Raw genomic sequence first — 18624 nt, forward strand, 5'->3', positions numbered from 1 at the left:
GAGAAAAGTATGAACATTAAAATAGGTGGGGTAGGAGGATATCTACCATCACTTGCTGTTACAAATAATAAAATTAGTGAATTTGTTGATACAAATGATGAATGGATAGTTGAAAGAACAGGTATAGAAGAACGTAGAATTTCAGAAGGTGAAAATACTTCAGAAATTGCTGTAAAGGCTGCTAGGATTGCTCTTGAAAGAGCAAAGATTGATTCAAAAGATTTAGATCTAATAATAGTCGCAACTATCACTCCTGATATGTTTATGCCATCTGTAGCATGTTTAGTTCAAAAAGAATTAAATGCTGATGATGCCGCGGCATTTGATATAAGCGTTGCTTGCTCAGGATTTGTATTTGCTTTAGAAACTGCAAATTCATTGATGAAATCACTAAATTATAAAAATGCTCTTGTTATAGGTGCAGAAACACTTTCTAAAGTTGTTGACTGGAGCGATAGGGGAACATGTATATTATTTGGTGATGGTGGTGGAGCAGCAGTACTTGTAAAAGATGAAAAAAATGGAATAATTAATTCGTATTTAAAAACAGAAGGGAAAAAAGGAGATTGCCTTACCATAGGTGCTTTAGATTTTAATACACCTTTTACTAAGGAAATTTCTAAATACAATAAGTATGTAGAAATGAATGGAAGAGAAGTATTCAAATTTGCAACTTCAGCTATTATTAAAGCAATCGATGGTGCCTTAGAAGGTACTGGAGTTTGTTTAGATGATATAAAATATATAGTACCACATCAAGCTAATATAAGAATATTAGATTATGTTGCTAAAAAATTAAAGATAGATACAGATAAGTTTTATACAAACTTAGATAAAACAGGAAACACATCATCAGCTTCAGTTCCATTAGCTTTAAACGAAATTTATGAAAAAGGCCTTTTGAAAGAAGGAGATAAATTACTTTTAGTAGCTTTTGGTGGAGGATTAAGCTATGGAGCTACATTGTTAGAATGGTAAAATATATTATTTTAAGTGTTTAAAGTATTATTTGATAAATATAAAAAAGGAATATTTAGGAGGAAATAAATTATGTTATTTGAAGAAATTAGAGAAATTATATGTGAACAATTAGGTGTGGAAAAGGATGAAATAACTTTAGAAACTACATTTGAAGATTTAGGAGCAGATTCTTTAGACTTATTCCAAGTTGTAATTGAATTAGAAGAAAAATTCGACATTCAAATAGAAGAAGTTGAAAAGTTAAAGAGTTTAAAAGATGCAGTTGAATATGTAAAGAGCAAAACTGCTAACTAAAATTTTCTAATATAAACATCTAAGTTAAGTCGGGTATGCCTTAATAAGTATTCCCGATTTAATTATATTTTAATTATGTAGAATGTAAGTATTTTTAAGAACGCTATTAGGAGGAATTATTTGTGGCAAATAATAGAGTATGTGATCTACTTGGTATAAAGTATCCTATATTTCAAGGAGGTATGGCTTGGATAGCAGATGCTTCTTTAGCAGCGTCAGTAAGTGAAGCTGGTGGAATAGGAATAATAACAGGAGCAGCACCAACAGAATGGGTAAGAAAACAAATTAGAGAAGTTAAAAAATTAACAGATAAACCTTTTGGTGTAAATATAATGTTAATGTCTGAAAATGCAGAAGAAATAGCAGAATTAGTATGTGAAGAAAATGTGGCTATAGTTACAACAGGTGCAGGAAGTCCAGGTAAATACATGGAAAAATGGAAAGCAAATAATATAAAAGTAATACCAGTTGTTGCATCAGTAGCTCTTGCTAAAAGAATGGAAAAAGCAGGTGCAGATGCAATTATAGCAGAAGGTACAGAATCAGGTGGCCATGTAGGTCAACTTACGACAATGGCATTAATTCCACAAGTTGTAGATGCAGTAAGCATACCAGTAATAGCGGCAGGTGGAATTGGAGATGGAAGAGGAATTGCAGCATCTTTTATGCTAGGAGCAGAGGGAGTTCAAGTTGGAACTAGATTTTTAGTTGCAAAAGAATGTACTGTAAATCAAAATTATAAAGATAAAATATTAAAAGCTAAAGATATTGATACAGAAGTTACTGGCAGATCTACTGGTCACCCTGTAAGAGTTATAAAAAATAAATTATCAAGAATGTACACTAAGTTAGAAAAAGAGGGTGTAAGTTCTGAAAAATTAGAAGAACTAGGAGCAGGTACTTTAAGAAAAGCAGTTGTAGAAGGTGATATTGAAAATGGCTCTATAATGTCTGGACAAATTGCAGGCTTAGTTACAAAAGAACAAACTTCAAAAGAAATAATCGAAGAGATGTTTGAAGAAACAAAGCAAAGATTTATGTTATTTGGAGGAAATAATGAATAGTAAAAATATTGCATTCCTTTTTCCAGGTCAAGGTGCTCAATATGTAGGCATGGCAAAGGAATTTTATGATGAAATACCAGAATGTAGAGAAATAATAGATAAGGCTGAAGAAATACTTAATATGCCAATAAAAGATATGCTATTTAATGGGCCAGAAGAAGCATTAATGCAAACAGAAAATGCACAACCAACAATAGTGGTAGCTTCATTAGTAGCATTAAAAGCTTTAGAGATAAATAATATCAGAGCAAAGTATACAGCAGGGTTAAGTCTTGGGGAATATGCTTCATTAATATTCTCAGGAGCACTTTCTTTAGAAGATGGATTACGTCTTGTTAAAGAAAGAGGAAGAATAATGGGAAGTTCTCTTCCAAAAGGTCTTGGAAAAATGGCTGCAATTTTAAAACTTGATAATGAAAAGTTAGAAGAATTGTTAAAAAGAGCAAGTGAATTTGGTGTTGTAGAAGCAGCAAATTATAATTGCCCAAAACAAGTTGCAATAGCTGGTGAAAATAAAGCTATTGATGAGGCAATAAAAATTGCTAAAGAGCTTGGAGGTTTAGGAATTCCATTAAAGGTCAGTGGGCCATTCCATAGTTCTTTATTAAAAGGTGCAAGTGAAGAATTTTATGAAACATTAAAAAATGTAAATATAAATAAATTAGACAAAGTAGTATACTCAAATGCTAAGGGATTACCTTACGATGAAAAAGATGATGTTAAGGATATACTAAAGAGACACATAAGTTCATCAGTGTTTTTTGATAAAACTATTGAGCATATGATAGAAAATGGGGTTGATACATTTATTGAAGTAGGCCCAGGTAAGGTTCTTAGTGGATTTGTTAAAAAAATTAATAGAAGCGTTAAAGTATTAAATGTAGAAAATATGGAATCATTAAATAAAGTATTATTAACATTAAAAGAGATTTAGCTTAAGGAGGATTTTTATTTATGCTAAAGGGAAAATGCGCAATTATTACAGGAGCAGCAAGAGGTATAGGTAAGGCAATTGCTTTAAAATTAGCATCTCTTGGAGCTAATATAGTATTAAATTACAGAAGTAGTGAAGAAGAAGCCAAAATAGTTGCTTCTGAAATAGAAGATATGGGAGTAGAAGTTTTAACTGTAAAGGGCGATATAAGTAAATCAGAAGATGTAGAAAATCTTATAAATGAAGCAAAAAATAAATTTGGAATTATAGATATTATTGTAAACAATGCAGGAATAACAAAAGATACACTTATACTTAGAATGAAAGAAAAAGATTTCGATGATGTTATAGATGTAAATTTAAAAGGAGTTTTTAATTGTTTAAAAGCTATTACTCCTGTTATGGTTAAACAAAAACATGGAAAGATAATAAATGTTTCATCAGTAGTTGGTGTTGTAGGAAATGCAGGGCAAGTAAACTATTCAGCTTCTAAAGCTGGAGTTATAGGAATGACAAAATCTTTAGCAAAAGAACTTGGAACGAGAGGAATAAATGTAAATGCAGTTGCACCAGGATTTATTGAAACAGATATGACAAGCGTTTTAAATGAAAAAGTTAAAGAAGAAGCTAAAAAGAATATACCATTAAGAAAATTTGGAACTCCGGAAGATGTAGCAGGTGTTGTAGCTTTCCTTGCAAGTGAAAATTCAAACTATGTTACAGGTCAAGTTATAAATATTGATGGCGGAATGGTAATGTAATGGAGGAATATAGGATTATGGAAAGAAGAGTTGTTGTTACAGGAATGGGTGCATTAACTCCGATAGGAAATAATGTAGATACATTTTGGGAAAACAATAAAGAGGGTAAATTAGGTATAGATTTTATTAAATTAATCGATAATGAAATAATAAATGTTAAAATTGCTGGAGAACTTAAAGAATTTAATCCAGAAGAAATATTAGGAAAAAAAGAATGTAAAAGACTAGATAGATTTGCTCAAATGGCATTAATAGCAGCAGATGAAGCTATTAAAAGTTCAGAAATAGATCTAGAAAAAGTAAATAAAAAAAGATTTGGTGTAATGGTAGGTTCAGGAATAGGTGGATTTGCAACTATAGAAAATGAATGTACTAAGTTAGTTACAGGAAAATCAAAGAGGATGTCACCATTCTTTGTTCCAATGGCAATTATAAATTTAGCAGCTGGAAATATAGCTATTCAATATGGTCTTGAAGGTTCTTGTACATCAGTAGTAACTGCATGTGCAACAGGTACTAATAATATTGGGGATGCATTCAGAGCTATAAAGAATGGTTATGCTGATTTTATGTTAGCAGGTGGTGCAGAAGCACCAATAACAAGAATTGGTGTTGAAGGATTCCATAGTATGAAAGCACTTAATTCTTCAAATGATCCTAAAAATGCATCAACTCCTTTTGATAAGAACAGAAGTGGTTTTGTAATGGGAGAAGGTGCAGGAATATTATTACTTGAATCTTTAGATTCTGCTTTAGAAAGAGGAGCTAATATATTAGGTGAAGTTGTTGGATATGGTTCAACTTGTGATGCTTATCATATAACATCTCCACATCCAGAAGGTTTTGGAGCAGCAGAATCTATGAAGCAAGCAATTGATGAAGCTAAGATAGATAAAACTGAAGTTTCATATATAAATGCGCACGGAACTTCAACTCAATTAAATGATAAATTTGAAACAGCCGCAATTAAAAAAGTTTTTGGAGAAGATGCTTATAATATTCCAATATCTTCAACAAAATCAATGACAGGACATTTATTAGGGGCAGCGGGAGCAATTGAATCTATAGTATGCTTAAAGGCTTTAGAAGAAGGTTTTGTTCCACCAACAATAGGTTACGAAACTAAGGATGAGGAATTAGATTTAGATTATGTTCCGAATAAGGGAAGAAAACAAGAACTTAAATATGCTTTAACAAATTCTTTAGGATTTGGTGGACATAATGCAACTTTATTATTTAAGAAATGGGAAGGACAGTAGGAGGCAATTTTATGGATTTTGAAAATATTAAAGAACTTATAAATATTATAAATTCTTCTGATTTAGCTTATTTTGAATTAAAATCAAATGATGATTATATAAAAATGGATAAGTCTTTAACTAGAACTTCTGATAATAATGCAGAAAAAAAAGAAGCGAGTATTCCGGTAAAAGAGGAAGCTACAAAAGAAAAAAATGATTCTAAAGAAAATAAGTCAAAAAATACTGTAGAAGAAGTAATAGATGAAAATTCATTAATAATTACATCACCGATGGTTGGAACATTTTATTCATCACCATCTCCGGACAGTGAAGCATTTGTCAAAGAAGGGGATTATGTTAAAAAAGGAAAAGTAATTTGTATAATTGAAGCAATGAAATTAATGAATGAAATTGAAAGTAACTACGATGGAAATATAGTAAAATGTTTTGTAAAAGATGGAGATATGATTGAGTTTGGACAAAAACTCTTTGAAATTAAGGAGGATTAATATTTATGTTAGATATAAAACAAATAAAAGAAATTTTACCTCATAGATATCCATTTCTACTTATAGATAGAGTAACAGAAATGGATATAGAAGAAAAATTATTTGTTAGAGGATATAAGAATGTTTCAGCAAATGAACAATTTTTTCAAGGTCATTATCCACAAGAACCAATTATGCCAGGTGTTTTACAAATAGAAGCTTTGGCACAAGCAGGAGCTGTGGCTATTTTATCAATGGAAAAATTTAAAGGAAAAACCCCATTATTTGCTGGAACTAATAAAGTAAGATTTAAGTCAAAGGTTGTACCAGGAGATAAATTAGATTTATATTGTGAAATTGTAAAACTTAAAGGACCAATAGGAATAGGTAAAGGAATAGCTTCGGTTGATGGTAAAACAGTTTGTGAAGCTGAAATACTTTTTGCTATAGGATAGGTGAAGGATATGTTTAAAAAGGTACTTATTGCAAATAGAGGAGAAATTGCAGTTAGAATAATTAGAGCTTGCAGAGAAATGGGAATACTTACAGTTGCTGTTTATTCAGAAATTGATAAAGAAGCACTTCATACTCAATTAGCAGATGAAGCAATTTGTATAGGACCAGCAACAGCTAAAGATAGTTATTTAAATATTGCTAATATTTTAAGTGCATGTGTACTTAGTGGGGCAGATGCAATACATCCTGGATTTGGATTTTTGTCTGAAAATGCTAAGTTTGCAAAGATGTGTAAAGAATGTAATATAAAATTTATAGGACCTGATTATGAATCTATTGAACTTATGGGGGATAAAGCAAGAGCTAGAGAAATAATGAAAAAAGCTAATGTTCCCGTTGTACCTGGATATGAAGGGACAATAAAAGATGAAAACCACGCTTTAAGTATTGCTAAGGAAATAGGTTATCCAATAATGATTAAAGCAGCTGCTGGTGGTGGTGGAAAAGGAATAAGAATTGCTCGAAGTGATGAGGAATTTTTAAAGGGATATAAGACTGCAAAAGCTGAATCAAAAGCTTGTTTTGGAGATGATAGACTATATATAGAAAAGTTCATTGAAAAACCTAGACATATTGAATTTCAAGTCTTAGCTGATGAATTTGGAAATGTTGTTCATTTAGGAGAAAGAGAGTGCTCTCTTCAAAGAAAGAACCAAAAAGTTTTAGAAGAGGCGCCATCAAATATATTAACAGAAGAAATAAGAAGTGAAATGGGAGAAATAGCTAAAAGGGCAGCTGAAGCTGTTAATTACAAAAATGCTGGAACTATAGAATTCTTATTTGATAAAGATAATAATTTTTATTTTATGGAAATGAATACTAGAATACAAGTTGAACATCCAATTACTGAGATGATTACAGGAGTTGATTTGGTAAAAGAACAACTTAAAATAGCTTCTGGTGAAAAATTAGCATTAAAACAAGAAGATATAAAAATATGTGGTCATGCTATAGAATGTAGAATAAATGCAGAAGATCCAGAAAATGATTTTAGACCATGTCCTGGAGAAGTAACAGAATTATGTGTTCCAGGAGGAATGGGAGTTAGAGTAGATTCTGCTATATATTGTGGATATAATATACCCTATTTCTATGATTCTATGGTTGCAAAACTTATAACTTTTGGTAAAAGCAGAGAAGAAGCAATTGTAAAAATGAAGAGAGCTTTGGGTGAATTTGCAGTAGGTGGAGTAAAGACAAATATTGATTTTCAATTTTCAATACTTGAAATGCAAGAATTTCTAGATGGAGATTATGATACGTCATTTTTGGCAGAAAAGATGGTGAAGAATAATGCTTAAGGATTTATTTAAAAAAAGTCAATATGCAACGGTTAATCCATCAGCATATAAAAGTAAAGTAGTAGAAGAGAAACCTAATATTCCATCAGGTATGTGGACTAAATGTACAAATTGTAATAGTATGATTTATTACGAAGATTTAGAAAATAATAAGTACGTATGTAATAAATGTAATCATAATTTTAGAATATCACCTAAAGAAAGAATAAAACAATTATTTGATAAAGATACATTTAAAGAAATGTGGAAATCATTAAAAACAAATAATCCTATTAATTTTGGAGATTATGAAGAAAAAATAAAAGAAGCTCAAAGTAGTAGCGGAAGCTCTGAAGCAGTGATTACTGGAGTAGGAAGAATAAATAATTTAGAAGTAGCTTGTGCTATAATGGATAGTTTCTTTATGATGGGAAGTATGGGAACTGTTGTTGGGGAAAAAATTACTAGAATAGTGGAATATGCTACAGAAAATAATCTTCCAATTTTAATATTTACTGCTTCTGGTGGAGCAAGAATGCAAGAAGGAATATTTTCACTTATGCAAATGGCAAAGATAAGTGCTGCTCTTGCAAGACATGATGAAAAAGGTCTGCTATATATAACAATATTAACTGATCCAACTACAGGAGGAGTAACAGCAAGTTTTGCTATGGAAGGTGATATTATATTAAGTGAACCTAATGCTTTAATTGGGTTTGCCGGAAGAAGAGTTATAGAAAATACAATAAATGAGACCCTTCCAGAATCATTTCAAAAATCAGAGTTTCTTCTTGAAAAAGGATTTATAGATAGTATTGTAGAAAGAAAAAATATGAGAGCTTATTTATATAAGATTCTTGTTTTACATGGAGTGAATAAGTATGAATAAAGAATTTATAAAATCAATGGTAGCATTAAGTCCTTGGGAAAAGGTTGAGATAGCAAGACATAAAGATAGACCCACAGGAAAATACTATATAGATAATATTTTTAAAGACTTTATAGAATTTCATGGAGACAGATTATTTGGGGATGATAAGGCAGTAGTTGGAGGAATAGCATCTTTTGAAGATATTAATGTTACAGTAATAGCAATAACAAAGGGAGCTAATACAAATGAGAATATAGAAAGAAATTTTGGAATGCCTAATCCAGAAGGATATAGAAAAGCATTAAGGCTTATGAAGCAAGCAGAAAAATTTAAAAGACCTATTATTTGTTTTGTAGACACTCCAGGAGCATTTTGTGGTGTTGGAGCAGAAGAAAGAGGTCAAGGTAGTGCTATAGCAAATAACTTATTTGAGCTTAGTAGATTAAAAACTCCTATAATTACTGTAGTTATTGGAGAAGGGGGAAGTGGAGGAGCACTAGCATTAACTGTAGCAGATAAAATACTTATGCTAGAGAATGCAGTATATTCTATACTTTCGCCTGAGGGATTTGCATCTATATTATGGAAAGACAGTAAAAGAGTAAAAGAAGCGGCAAATGTTATGAAAATAACAGCACAAGATTTAAATGAATTTGGAATTATAGATAAGGTAATAAAGGAACCAAGAGGTGGAGCACATAAAAGCCCACAAAAACAAGTTGGTTTAATAAAAAAAGAACTTATAAATATAATAAATGAGATAAAAGATGTGGAAATAAATAAAATTATAGATGAACGTTATGATAAATTTAGAAAAATAGGAACTTTAGAGTAAGTTATAATATATATTAATTTTGATAGAAGCTGAAAAGAGTGTAATCTTTTGAGCTTCTTTACTTATATATTTTTAATATAAGAAAGTTAAATATAGGTCATTGACAATATATAGGTTTTAGAAATAATATAATATTGAAGTTAATTTTTTAAGAGGATGATGATTATGGATGTTGATCTGAAAAGTAAAGTAGATATATTTAAAGAATATTATAATGAGATAAATAAAGCATTAATATTTGATAATAATAAGGTAAAGATAGTGGAAAGTCTGCTTTATATAATAAATAAAAATGAGTTAGACAAGAGAGAATTAAAAGATATTAGAAAATACATAAGTAAAAGCGAATTAAAAATTTTATTTAATGGAAATGTTAAAAAAGTTATATCTGCTTTTTTATGTTCAAATTTTCAATATAAAAAAATAATTAAAGACACCGTTATAATATATGATAGCTTAGTAAATAAAGGTTTTAAAAAGGACAAGTATTTGGAACTTTTATCTTTTATTATTACTTTAAGATTTCCTGAAGAAGAATACGATACTATATTAAATAATATGTTAAAAATCAAGTCGGAAATAAAGAATAAAATACAAGGAATAGATGAGTTTAAATTAATAAATATATGTTTTATTAATTTATCAATGTTTTGCAGAGAATATGATCATTTAGTAAAAAAATATTTAAAGATATATTTTAAGTTGCTTAAACAAAGTTTTAATAAAGAAGAATCTTTTTATATTGCTATTGCCATGATAAATTTAGAAGAAAAAGATTATACTAGTTATATAAATAAAATTATAGAAGCAAAAGAGTTATTAAATAATACTAAAATTGAAATGAAAGAAGAACATTATTTATTATTAGGATTAGGATCTTTAATCATTGAAAATAATGATGAATTTGTAGATAATATTTTTGATGTATATAGTAGTTTATGCGAAAAGAGATTTGTAAAGAAAGATCAAATTGTAATAGTCTCGATTACGCTAGTATTATATGAATATATTGAAATTATTTCAGAGGAGGATAAAGAGCTATTTATTCAAAATGAAATAAATATAGTAAAGAAATTAATTGAATATTTAACTGTATTATTGATATGATAAAACTTAATTTAAAGGAGAAGAAATTTATGGAGAGTAATAGCACAAAAGTTGCAAAGATAGCAACTAAAATGGCTATATGTGATAGATATGAGGAAGAAGATTTAAAAAAGATATATAATAGACAAGGAATAAAGGTTACAGCGGTAAATATAGGTGGGAATATTAATTCTTCAATATCAAAAATATTAGAGAGTGCATTAGTAGCATCAAAGAGAAATGGTCTTATAAGAGAAGAACATTTACATGAAGGTGCTGTAATTGGAGCAACTCGAGATGCTATAATTCAAGTATCTAATAGAGCAAATGCTCAAAATGTAGGAGGAAAAATTGGTATAGCTAGAGGAGGAGAACATATTTCTGTATGTATTTTTTTAAGTATAGGTTTACTTCATTTAGATGAAGTAGTTATAGGAATAGGTCATAGAGCTATAACTGTATAAATATTTTTTACTATTCAAGAATTTATATTTATGGAATAATTATCAATAATTTATAAAATGCTGTAATTTAAAGATGTTATGAGTCCAAATAATGAATAAAAAAGAAAATATATTGGTCTACCATATTTTTCTGACATACATTTAAAAAGGCGGATGCGTAAAAAAATCCACGGTTCCACAGTAGCCTTGGAGATTTTTTCATAATGCAATTAAAAAATATTATAAGAGAGTAAAATAAATTGAGATAGATATAAAAGTATAAAAATATTTTTATATCTATTTTTTATATTAAAACATACTTTTATAATCTAATTAAAAGAATAGTATTATAAATTTGTATAAACATTACTTTTTTGTTATATTAATGGTATATATGATTATTAATTTAAATTATAAATAATTACATATATTACAATAAAAAGAAGGATGGGAATTATGAATAAAGAATTATCTAATCAAATTGCTATTATTACTGGTGGAAATACAGGGATTGGTAGAGCAATAAGTGAAGAATTAGCTCAAAGAGGAGCTAAAGTTATGATTTTAGCACGAAATGAAGAAAAAAATAAAGAAACGGTAAGATTAGTAAAAGAAAAAAGTGGATATGCTGAATCTTACAGAGTAAATGTTTCAGATAAAGAATCAGTAGATAATGCTATTGATGAGATTTATAAAAAATATGGTCAAATAGATATACTAGTTTGTAATGCTGGAAATTCAACTCCATTAAATTATATTACCAAAATGCCAATGAAGGATATAGAATCTATAATAAATACTCATGTATACGGATCTATATATTGTATAAAGGCATGTGGTGAAAGAATGAAAGAAAGAAAATATGGAAGAATTGTGATAATGTCATCTCTTGGAGCTTGTCATGGTGTTACAGGAAATGCACATTATTGTTTAGCTAAAGAAGGGTTAGTTGCTATGGCACAAAGTTTAGCTAAAGAATTTGGCAGATATGGAATTACAGTTAACTCAATTCAACCTGGATCTATTAATACTTCTATGAGTGGGCAGTTGTTACAAGTAGCTAAGGAGAAAATTATAAGTGAAACTCCTGTTGCAAGAATAGGAGAACCTGAAGATATCGCATATGCTGTATCATTTTATTGTAGTCCAAGAGCAGCATTTATAACAGGTGATACAATGAGAGTAGATGGTGGATATATAATTGAAAGTGGAATGGATAGATTAATTTTAAGTATGATTGATCCAGAATTGAAATAATAAAAATATTTATAAAGTATATGGCTTATTAAAAGTCATATGCTTATTTTTATTTAGAATTTCTAAAAGTTTATAGCATAGTTATGAAGAAATTTATTAAATAAATGAGATATAATTTACATAAAACTATACAAAGAAATAATACTTGCAGTTTAATATTAAATAAAAAAGCTGAAAATTAAGAAAGAAAGTTATAATAAATATTAATTTTAGTATTCTTTTAGGTTTTTTATTTGATATAATGTTATTTGAAAATAATTGTAATGAAAAATTTTCATGTAAAAGTAAAATGGAAATTTTTTATTATACCAGAGAGGTGAAGAAATGAATCCATTAGCTGATTTGATGCGTCCGAGTAAGCTTGAGGATTTTGTTGGACAAAAACACATACTAGGAAAAAACAAACCATTATATAATTTGATAAAGAGCAAGAAAATATGTAATTGTATATTTTATGGACCACCTGGAACAGGTAAAACTACTTTAGCAAATATAATGGCTAAGTATGTTGATAAAAAATTTTATAAATTAAATGCAACTACAGCGTCAGTAAAGGATATACAAAATATAACTAATAAACTAGATAATTTATTAAACTATTCTGGAGTAGTTTTATATATAGATGAACTTCAACATTTTAATAAGAAGCAACAGCAATCATTGTTGGAGTTTATAGAAGATGGACGAATTACTTTAATTGCAAGTACAACTGAAAATCCATATTTTGTGATACATAAAGCTATAATAAGTAGATGTAATATTTTTGCTTTTGAACCTTTAAAAATAGAAGAGATAATAATAGGTTTGGAAAGATCTTTAAATAAATTAATAGATGAAGGTATAGAAATTAAATATACTAATGAGGCTTTAAAATATATAGCAGAGATATCACAGGGGGATTATAGAAAATCTTACAATGTATTAGAATTAGCTATAAATTCACAAATGACTTTACAAAAAGAAATTTCTGTATCTTATATTGAAAAATTAGGTCAATCAAATATGAGATCAGATAATAGTGGAGATGAATTCTATAATTTATTAAGTGCACTTCAAAAAAGTATACGGGGAAGTGATCCTGATGCAGCGATTCACTATTTAGCAAGATTGATAAAGGGAGGAAATATATCTGCAATTATAAGAAGAATATCTGTTATAGTAGCCGAAGATATAGGTCTTGCTCATCCAAATGCTCTTGCTGTTATAAATTCTGGTATAGAATTAGCAATGAAAGTTGGATTACCAGAAGCTAGAATAGTTTTAGCAGAACTAGTAATATATTTAGCTACATTACCTAAATCTAATAGTGCTTATTTAGCGATAAATGCAGCAATGAATGATTTAGAAAATATAAATTTTGGAGATGTACCAAAGCATTTAAAGGATGCTCATTATGCTGGAGCTGGAAGCCTTGGGGTTGGAGGATATAAATATCCACATGATTATTCTAATCATTATATAAAACAAAAATATTTACCAGAAGAATTAAGAGAAAAGCGATATTATGTTGAACAAAATAACAAATATGAAGAAAATGTGAGAAAATATTGGTTAACTATAAAAAGTAATTCTAATGAATTGACAAAAGCCGAGTATTTTGATAAGATATAAACGAATTATTGATAAGTAATTTAGAAGGGGTGAATATATGAAACTTTCTACAAAAGGAAGATATGGAGTTAGAGCTATGGTTGATTTAGCATTTAACTATGGAGGTCCCCCGACATCAATAAAAGCTATATCAAAAAGAGAAAATCTTTCAGAATATTATTTAGAACAATTATTTAGTCCGCTTAGAAAAGCTAATATAATTAGAAGTATAAGAGGTGCTCAAGGAGGATATGTTTTATGCAGACCACCTTCAGAAATAACAGTGGGTGATGTTATGCGTGTTCTAGAAGGTCCTGTTGAAATAGCTGATTGTATTGATGGTGTAGAGTGCTCTAATGTTGAAAGCTGTGCAACAAAATTATTATGGCAAAAGATAAAAGATAGTATAGATGATGTTATGAATTCAATTACTTTAAAAGATATAATAGATGATTATGAAGCCAGGAAAGCTTCAATTGAGATTGTCGATAGGAGTGAATAAATAATGAGAAACGTATATATGGATTATGCAGCTACAACTTATGTAAAGCCAGAAGTATTGGAAGAGATGTTACCATATTTTACACAACAGTTTGGTAATCCATCTTCTTTTTATGGGATATCAAGAACAACTAAAATGGCTATAGATGAATCAAGAGAAAAGGTTGCAAAAGCATTAAATTGTGATGTAAGTGAAGTCTACTTTACAGGAGGCGGATCAGAAGCAGATAACTGGGCAATAAAAGGTATTGCTTCAGCTCATAAAAATAAAGGTAATCATATAATTACAACTAAGGTAGAACATCATGCTGTTCTTCATACATGCCAATACTTGGAAAAGTTAGGCTTTGAAGTAACTTATTTAGATGTAGATGAAGAGGGTTTTATAAATCTAGAAGATTTAAAAAATGCTATAACAGATAAAACAATATTAGTTTCAATAATGTTTGCTAATAATGAAATTGGAACAATTCAACCAATAAAAGAAATTGGTGAAATATGTAAAGAAAAAAATATTTACTTCCATACAGATGCAGTTCAAGCAATTGGAAATGCTCAAATTGATGTAAAAGAAATGAATATAGATATGTTATCATTAGCAGGTCATAAGATATATGGACCTAAAGGCATAGGTGTTTTATATATTAAAAAAGGAATAAGAATTGATAATTTAATTCACGGTGGTGGTCAAGAAAGAGGTAGAAGAGCTGGAACAGAAAACATAGCTTCTATAGTAGGCATTGGTAAGGCTATTGAATTGGCTACAACAAATTTAGAACAACATATTAAGAAAATGAGTGAATTAAGAGACAGATTAATAGATGGATTACTTAAAATACCATATGCATATTTAAATGGTCCTAGAGGAGATAAGAGATTACCTAGCAATGTAAATGTAAGATTTAGATTTATAGAAGGTGAATCAATACTTTTATCTTTAGATTTTGAGGGAATATGTGCATCAAGTGGTAGTGCTTGTACATCAGGATCATTAGATCCATCTCATGTATTATTAGCAATAGGCTTACCACATGAAGAAGCACATGGATCATTAAGATTAACATTAGGTGATGGATCAACAGTAGAAGATGTTGATTATGTTATAGAGACATTACCACCTATTATTGAAAGATTAAGAAATATGTCACCATTATGGGAAGACTTTTTAAAGAAGGGGGAAAATTAATATGATATATACAGATAAAGTAATGGATCATTTTAAAAATCCAAGAAATGTTGGAGAGATTAAGGACGCAAATGGTATAGGTGAAGTTGGAAATGCCAAATGTGGAGATATAATGAAAATATATTTAAAAGTTGAGGATGACGTTATAAAAGATGTAAAGTTTAAAACTTTTGGATGTGGGTCAGCAATAGCATCATCATCAATGGCAACTGAAATGATAAAAGGTAAGACTTTAGATGAAGCATGGGATTTAAGCAATAAGGCAGTTGCAGAAGCGCTAGATGGTCTTCCACCAGTTAAAATGCATTGTTCAGTATTAGCAGAAGAAGCTATTCATAAAGCTATAAATGATTACAGAGCTTCTAATGGATTAGAAGTAAAGCCAATGAAAGAACATGATCATGATGAATTACATAATATGGTTCATGGAGAATAATAAATGAGTTTAACTAAGAAAAAAGTTTTAGTAGGTATGAGTGGCGGAGTTGATAGCTCCGTCGCTGCATATTTATTAAAAGAACAAGGATATGAAGTAATTGGCGCTACAATGCAAATATGGCAAGAAGATAAAGAAGTAGAAGAAAGAGAAGGTGGTTGTTGTTCACTTTCTGCTGTTGAGGATGCTAGAAGAGTATGTGATAAATTAGGCATACCGTTTTATGTTTTAAACTTTAGAGATTCTTTTAAAAATAATGTTATTGAACCATTCATTCAAGAGTACATAGATGGAAGAACTCCAAACCCATGTATAGAATGTAATAAGCATTTAAAATTTGATGAACTTTTAAGAAAAGCACAAGGGATAGGAGTAGATTATGTAGCAACTGGGCATTATGCTAAGATTGAAAAAAGAAATGGAAGGTATGTTTTAATAAGATCTGATGATGATAGAAAAGATCAAACATATGCTTTATATAATTTTACTCAAGATCAATTAGCACACACATTGATGCCTTGTGGTGAGTATACTAAGGATAAAATAAGAGAAATAGCTAAAGAAATAGGTTTAGCTGTTCATAACAAAAAAGATAGTGAAGAAATATGTTTTATACCAGATAATGATCATGGTAAATACATACTAAATGCTAGACCAGGTGTTATAAAGAGTGGAAACTTTGTTGATAAAAATGGAAATATTTTTGGTAAGCATAAAGGGATTGTATACTATACTATTGGTCAGAGAAAGGGTTTAGGACTTTCTCTTGGTAGACCTGTGTTTGTTACAGACATTAATCCTAGAACTAATGAAGTGGTAATAGGACCAGAGGAAGATATTTTTAAAACAGAATTAATAGCTGGGAATTTAAATTTTATTACTTTTGACAAATTAGATAAAGAAATAGAAGTTGAAGCTAAAATAAGATATTCTGCAAGAACTTCAAAAGCTGTTGTAATACCTTTAAAAGATGGAAGGGCTAAAGTTATATTTAAAGAAAAGCAAAGAGCTATAACAAAAGGTCAATCAGTTGTTTTTTATGAGGGAAACATAGTTGTTGGTGGTGGAATAATAGAAGCTATTATTTAACATGTTAGTTTAATTAGAACTGTAAGTAATGATTTTAAGAATTATTATTTATAGTTCTTTTTTAGTGTAAAAGAAATTAGAGGATTTTTAAATGTAAATTTTATTTATTTTTATAATCAAAAAGAATATTTAACAACTTATAATCAAAAAGTTTTTAATATCTTTTTTTGCTATGAGAATTAAATCATGTTGTTTGGATATAATAGGAATTATAATGTGAAATTTTTATTATGCTAAGGAGTAATCAAGATAAGTAATGATTAGAACTAAAGATTTTTACTTAAAGAAGATATATAATTTAGAAGGTAAAAGGATAGGAGTTGTAAAAGATATTTATATAAACTTTTATGAAAAGAAGTTAGAAGGATTCGAGGTATCAAATACAGCTTTTTTTTCTAAAAAAAATTACATAGACATTGATGATATTATAGATATTGGTGAGGATATAGTAGCTAAAGACCTAAAGAGTGGAAATGGATTGAAATTCAAAGATATAAAAGATTTAGATGTTATGGATACGCAAGGAAGATTAAAAGGTGCTGTAGAAGATTTATTAATAGATAGAAATAATTATACTATTAAAGCAATTATAGTAACATCTGGGTTTATAGATAAGATTTTAAAAGGAAAAGAAATTTTTCTTTTAAATGAGTGTATTTTAGGCGAAGATTATGTATTATATACAGGAAAAGAAAACATATCTTTTAAATCTATTCCCCATAATGTGAATGAGTATGAATTTATTAAAAAGATATAAAAGCAAATTATTAAATTTATTACTTATACTAATATTAGTAATTTTTATATTAAGCTACTATCTTAGTAATTCTATAAAAAATGTTGTAAATATACTTCTTATTTCCGCTATATTAGCGTATATTATAGCTCCTATTAGAGATTTTTTTCAAGATAAATTTAAGATGAAAAAGAAAACTGCATCAATGATAATTATATTAATTATATTTGGAATGTTTATTACTTGCATTACACTTATAATTCCTGAGCTTTTTAAAGAGATATCTAATATAGGGGTAATGTTTGATAATGTTGCAAGTTTTTTTGAACATATATATGTGAAATTTAGAGTAGATAGCGTTCCTATATTAAAATCTATTTATAATGAATTAATGGAAAAAGGAAATGTGCTATTTTTAAATTTATCTAAATCATTGTTTGGTAATATTGTTTTAATTGTAGAAAATATAGTTTCTTGTGCTGTTATACCAGTAGTGATATATTATTTTCTATGTGATGGAAATAAAATATATACTAAAATATTATTTATATTGCCAGCAGAAAAAAGAGAAGTAATAAAAAAAATTTTAAGTGATATAGACAAAGTTTTAGGACGTTATATTGTAGGTCAGGTTTTTCTTTCAGTTATAATTGGATTTTTAACATTTATATTACTTATTATATTTAAGGTTAAGTTTCCTATATGGATTTCTATACTAAATGCAATATTAAATATAATACCTTATTTTGGACCTATTTTTGGAGGTATTCCTGCAGTTTTAGTAGCATTATTAGATTCACCTATTAAGGCTTTATGGGTAACTGTTGGAGTATTTATTATTCAGCAAATTGAGGGTAATATATTATCACCTAAAATAACTGCTGATAGTACTGATATGCATCCAATAATAATTATAATATTATTATTGATAGGTGATAAATTTGGTGGGTTTATAGGGATGCTTTTAGCTGTTCCTATAGGTGTTATAATAAAAGTTTTATATGATGATATAAATTATTATTTATTCTAATATTT

The 18624-nt window shown here is 28.6% G+C and carries 21 protein-coding genes; all 21 read left to right on the plus strand.

Features of this window, described 5'->3' with window-relative positions; all coding sequences use genetic code 11:
• The first annotated feature begins 9 nt into the window (after positions 1 to 9).
• The 21 genes from BGI42_RS05265 to BGI42_RS05365 all read left to right on the plus strand — a co-directional run bounded on the left by BGI42_RS05265 (position 10) and on the right by BGI42_RS05365 (position 18619).
• Entirely contained in the window at positions 10 to 978 is a 969-nt protein-coding gene (locus tag BGI42_RS05265) for a beta-ketoacyl-ACP synthase III (protein WP_069679322.1), read from the plus strand.
• A gap of 72 nt (positions 979 to 1050) precedes the next feature.
• The gene (acpP, locus tag BGI42_RS05270) at positions 1051 to 1275 is read left to right on the plus strand and encodes an acyl carrier protein (RefSeq protein WP_069679323.1); all 225 of its coding nucleotides are present in this window, start codon (positions 1051 to 1053) and stop codon (positions 1273 to 1275) included.
• A gap of 122 nt (positions 1276 to 1397) precedes the next feature.
• Positions 1398 to 2339 (plus strand): enoyl-[acyl-carrier-protein] reductase FabK, encoded by a 942-nt coding sequence (fabK, locus tag BGI42_RS05275; protein WP_084023843.1) that lies wholly within the window; start codon positions 1398 to 1400, stop codon positions 2337 to 2339.
• A complete protein-coding gene (gene fabD, locus BGI42_RS05280; protein ID WP_069679324.1) occupies positions 2332 to 3273 on the plus strand; it encodes an ACP S-malonyltransferase in 942 nt (313 codons plus the stop codon). Before fabK ends, fabD begins: the two co-directional genes overlap by 8 nt.
• A gap of 20 nt (positions 3274 to 3293) precedes the next feature.
• A complete protein-coding gene (gene fabG / locus BGI42_RS05285; RefSeq protein WP_069679325.1) occupies positions 3294 to 4034 on the plus strand; it encodes a 3-oxoacyl-[acyl-carrier-protein] reductase in 741 nt (246 codons plus the stop codon).
• Between the two features lie 17 nt (positions 4035 to 4051).
• Positions 4052 to 5293, plus strand: coding sequence for a beta-ketoacyl-ACP synthase II (fabF, locus tag BGI42_RS05290; protein ID WP_069679326.1), 1242 nt, complete (start codon positions 4052 to 4054; stop codon positions 5291 to 5293).
• An 11-nt stretch (positions 5294 to 5304) separates the two neighbouring features.
• Positions 5305 to 5784 (plus strand): acetyl-CoA carboxylase biotin carboxyl carrier protein, encoded by a 480-nt coding sequence (gene accB / locus BGI42_RS05295; protein ID WP_069679327.1) that lies wholly within the window; start codon positions 5305 to 5307, stop codon positions 5782 to 5784.
• A 5-nt stretch (positions 5785 to 5789) separates the two neighbouring features.
• A complete protein-coding gene (gene fabZ, locus BGI42_RS05300) occupies positions 5790 to 6218 on the plus strand; it encodes a 3-hydroxyacyl-ACP dehydratase FabZ (protein ID WP_069679328.1) in 429 nt (142 codons plus the stop codon).
• A 9-nt stretch (positions 6219 to 6227) separates the two neighbouring features.
• The gene (locus BGI42_RS05305) at positions 6228 to 7580 is read left to right on the plus strand and encodes an acetyl-CoA carboxylase biotin carboxylase subunit (RefSeq protein WP_069679329.1); all 1353 of its coding nucleotides are present in this window, start codon (positions 6228 to 6230) and stop codon (positions 7578 to 7580) included.
• Positions 7573 to 8448: an acetyl-CoA carboxylase, carboxyltransferase subunit beta gene (gene accD / locus BGI42_RS05310; RefSeq protein ID WP_069679330.1), complete on the plus strand. Its 876-nt coding sequence runs from the start codon at positions 7573 to 7575 to the stop codon at positions 8446 to 8448. Before BGI42_RS05305 ends, accD begins: the two co-directional genes overlap by 8 nt.
• Positions 8441 to 9265 carry an acetyl-CoA carboxylase carboxyltransferase subunit alpha gene (locus BGI42_RS05315; RefSeq protein WP_069679331.1) on the plus strand — a complete coding sequence of 275 codons (825 nt, stop codon included), beginning with the start codon at positions 8441 to 8443 and terminating at the stop codon, positions 9263 to 9265. The genes accD and BGI42_RS05315 overlap by 8 nt, the downstream gene beginning before the upstream one ends.
• Positions 9266 to 9430: 165 nt before the next feature.
• Entirely contained in the window at positions 9431 to 10372 is a 942-nt protein-coding gene (locus BGI42_RS05320) for a DUF4003 family protein (protein WP_069679332.1), read from the plus strand.
• 29 nt (positions 10373 to 10401) lie between these two features.
• Positions 10402 to 10815, plus strand: coding sequence for a HutP family protein (locus tag BGI42_RS05325; RefSeq protein WP_069679333.1), 414 nt, complete (start codon positions 10402 to 10404; stop codon positions 10813 to 10815).
• A 435-nt stretch (positions 10816 to 11250) separates the two neighbouring features.
• Entirely contained in the window at positions 11251 to 12051 is an 801-nt protein-coding gene (locus BGI42_RS05330; protein ID WP_069679334.1) for an SDR family NAD(P)-dependent oxidoreductase, read from the plus strand.
• 324 nt (positions 12052 to 12375) lie between these two features.
• Positions 12376 to 13662 (plus strand): replication-associated recombination protein A, encoded by a 1287-nt coding sequence (locus tag BGI42_RS05335; protein ID WP_069679335.1) that lies wholly within the window; start codon positions 12376 to 12378, stop codon positions 13660 to 13662.
• A 37-nt stretch (positions 13663 to 13699) separates the two neighbouring features.
• Complete coding sequence (locus BGI42_RS05340; RefSeq protein ID WP_069679336.1) at positions 13700 to 14143, plus strand: RrF2 family transcriptional regulator; 444 nt, start codon at positions 13700 to 13702, stop codon at positions 14141 to 14143.
• Between the two features lie 3 nt (positions 14144 to 14146).
• The gene (nifS, locus tag BGI42_RS05345; protein ID WP_069679337.1) at positions 14147 to 15328 is read left to right on the plus strand and encodes a cysteine desulfurase NifS; all 1182 of its coding nucleotides are present in this window, start codon (positions 14147 to 14149) and stop codon (positions 15326 to 15328) included.
• A 1-nt stretch (position 15329) separates the two neighbouring features.
• Positions 15330 to 15764, plus strand: a complete 435-nt coding sequence (nifU, locus tag BGI42_RS05350; RefSeq protein WP_069679338.1) for a Fe-S cluster assembly scaffold protein NifU — start codon at positions 15330 to 15332, stop codon at positions 15762 to 15764.
• Positions 15765 to 15767: 3 nt separating this feature from the next.
• On the plus strand, positions 15768 to 16853 hold the full coding sequence (gene mnmA / locus BGI42_RS05355) for a tRNA 2-thiouridine(34) synthase MnmA (protein WP_069679339.1): 1086 nt from the start codon (positions 15768 to 15770) through the stop codon (positions 16851 to 16853).
• A gap of 256 nt (positions 16854 to 17109) precedes the next feature.
• Positions 17110 to 17610: a PRC-barrel domain-containing protein gene (locus tag BGI42_RS05360; protein WP_069679340.1), complete on the plus strand. Its 501-nt coding sequence runs from the start codon at positions 17110 to 17112 to the stop codon at positions 17608 to 17610.
• Positions 17588 to 18619 (plus strand): AI-2E family transporter, encoded by a 1032-nt coding sequence (locus BGI42_RS05365; protein ID WP_069679341.1) that lies wholly within the window; start codon positions 17588 to 17590, stop codon positions 18617 to 18619. The genes BGI42_RS05360 and BGI42_RS05365 overlap by 23 nt, the downstream gene beginning before the upstream one ends.
• The last annotated feature ends 5 nt before the right edge of the window (positions 18620 to 18624 follow it).

The organism is Clostridium taeniosporum (assembly GCF_001735765.2).
Taxonomy (GTDB): domain Bacteria; phylum Bacillota; class Clostridia; order Clostridiales; family Clostridiaceae; genus Clostridium; species Clostridium taeniosporum.